The following is a 2,114-nucleotide window of genomic DNA, read 5'->3' as shown; positions in this document are numbered from 1 at the left end:
CGTCGATCGCACCATCCAGCTGATCCAGGGCGAGGGCTGCGAAGCCGGCCTGGTGTTCAACCCGGCCACGCCGCTCAACTGGCTGGATTACGTGCTCGACAAGATCGACATGGTCCTGATCATGTCGGTGAACCCGGGCTTTGGCGGGCAGAAGTTCATCCCCTCCGCGCTGGACAAGATCCGCCACGTCCGCGAGCGCATCGACGCAAGCGGCCGGAAGATCCGCCTGGAAGTCGATGGCGGGGTGAACGCCGACAACATCGGCCAGATCGCCGCGGCCGGCGCCGATACCTTCGTGGCCGGTTCGGCCATCTTTACGGCCCCTGACTACGCCGACGTCATCCGCCGGATGCATGCGGCAATTGATAAGGGCTGACCCGGGCAAAGCTGATGTCGTAGGAGCCCACCCTGTGGGCGACGCCGTTCGCGACAAAGCAACAGGGCCCGTCGCGCTGAGGCGTAAGATGTCGCCCACAGGGTGGGCTCCTACGGTCAACTGGCCGCAGGATTTTGTAGTTGACCCTGACGCATAAACAAATTTTCACGACGACAAAGCAAACTCGGTAGTACTGTAATCTTTGCCTTAACCCCAGGCACGGGGACCCGTGTCGGCAGTCGGAAGGAGTCGGTCATGTCTATGCGTCGTACGGCGGCGGCCGCCGCGTTCGTGTTCCTGTCGGGTAGCGCCTTTGCCGCCCAGGCCCCTTCACCCTCGGCTGATTCGAGCGCTGCCCTGAAAGCCGCGCCGGCGTACTGCCCCCCGGTCGTCGAGACCTTCCTCCCCGGCGAGTACTACTTCTGCATCGGCAGCCAGGCCTTCGCGAAGGGCGATACCCTCGCGGCCAAGGCGCGGATGCAGGATGCCGCCCGCTGGGCGAGCAAGCCGGCCCAGTACATCCTCGGCCTGATGTACCTCAACGGCGATACCGGTGAGCGCGACCCCGCCAAGGGCGTCGCCTGGCTCGCCATCTCCGCCGAGCGCCACGACGTGGCCTACGAGCGCGCCTTCCTCGCCGAGTTCGCCAAGCTCAACCCCGAGCAGCGCAAGCAGGCCAACGCTTACTGGCGCGACCTCAAGAAGGACTACACCGATGACGTCGCCGGCCGCCGCGCCGAGCGCCGCTTCACTGCAGGCATGAAGGATATGCGCGATGCCGATTTCGCCGGCAACGATGTATTCCTCGATGGCATCAGCCCGCCGCAGGGCGGTGAAGCCGGCACCTACGAAGGTGGCGGCGGAAACCATGGCTCCCGTGTCGGTGGTGGCCAGCGTGCGTTCGCCTTCATCCGCAAGATGGACAAGATGCACGACGACTACTTCCACGGCATGGTCGGCCACGTAACGGTGGGCGAAGTGACCTACGGTGGCACGGTCGGCGAACTCGCCTCGGCGCCTTCGCACTGAGCCCGACGAACCGGAGATACGCATGAAGACGTCGAAGTCCCTGCTTTTCCTCGGTGCCTGTATCGCAGCGGGCTTCGCGTCCAGTGCATCGGCCGGCCAGAAGCCCCAGCCGCTCCCCGACCAGAAGGCCCATGACATCAGCGAGGCGCTGAAGCTCTGTCCTTCCTCGCTCGAGCGGTTCCTTCCGGGCGACTATTACTACTGCGACGCCGCCCGCGACTTCTGGTCCGGCAACGACAGCGGCGCCCGCGAGAGCCTGAAGGATGCCGCCGCGTGGGCCAACAAGCCCGCGCAGTACGCACTCGGCATCATGTATTTCAACGGCGACCACGCCCAGCAGAACCGGGCGCTCGGCCTGGCCTGGCTGGCGCTCGCTGCCGAGCGGCACAACCCCGAGTTCGAGCCGGCGTTCGTCGATGCCTACAAGCGTGTCAGCCCGGAGGAGATGGCCCAGGCCAATGTGTACTGGACCGAGCTGAAAGCGAAATATGCCGACAAGGTGGCCGCGCCACGGGCGAAGAACCGCTTCGACCGTGCCTTCAATGACATCGCCTGGGCCGTGAACTTTGGCGGCTCCATCTTCATCGATGGCGTTGCCGGCCTGCGCATGTCCGATGGCATCAACGGCGGCGATGCGGCCTACGGTGCCAGTGGCTTCAGCGTGGGTCGCTTCCTGCAGGGGCGCGAAGCCGTCGCCCTGGCCGGGTGG

The 2,114-nt window shown here is 65.5% G+C and carries 2 protein-coding genes and 1 pseudogene; all 3 read left to right on the top strand.

Annotated elements, in window-relative coordinates:
• Positions 1 to 376 (top strand): ribulose-phosphate 3-epimerase (locus tag ACTHLF_RS01845; protein WP_440324330.1); only part of this gene is annotated, 376 nt, incomplete at its 5' end.
• Positions 377 to 631: 255 nt separating this feature from the next.
• A complete protein-coding gene (locus ACTHLF_RS01840; RefSeq protein ID WP_440324328.1) occupies positions 632 to 1,405 on the top strand; it encodes a hypothetical protein in 774 nt (257 codons plus the stop codon).
• A 22-nt stretch (positions 1,406 to 1,427) separates the two neighbouring features.
• Positions 1,428 to 2,114: pseudogene (locus ACTHLF_RS01835) on the top strand (hypothetical protein); the annotation flags it as partial.

The sequence above is a fragment of the Luteibacter sp. genome (assembly GCF_051958795.1).
Classification (GTDB): Bacteria; Pseudomonadota; Gammaproteobacteria; order Xanthomonadales; family Rhodanobacteraceae; genus Luteibacter.
The sequence above is the reverse complement of the archived record's forward strand: the minus strand, read 5'-3'. Positions and strand labels throughout refer to the sequence as shown.

Coding starts and splice junctions, on each gene's coding strand:
- ACTHLF_RS01840 (WP_440324328.1), top strand. CDS start 632: ATGTCTATGCGTCGTACGGCGGCGGCCGCCGCGTTCGTGTTCCTGTCG.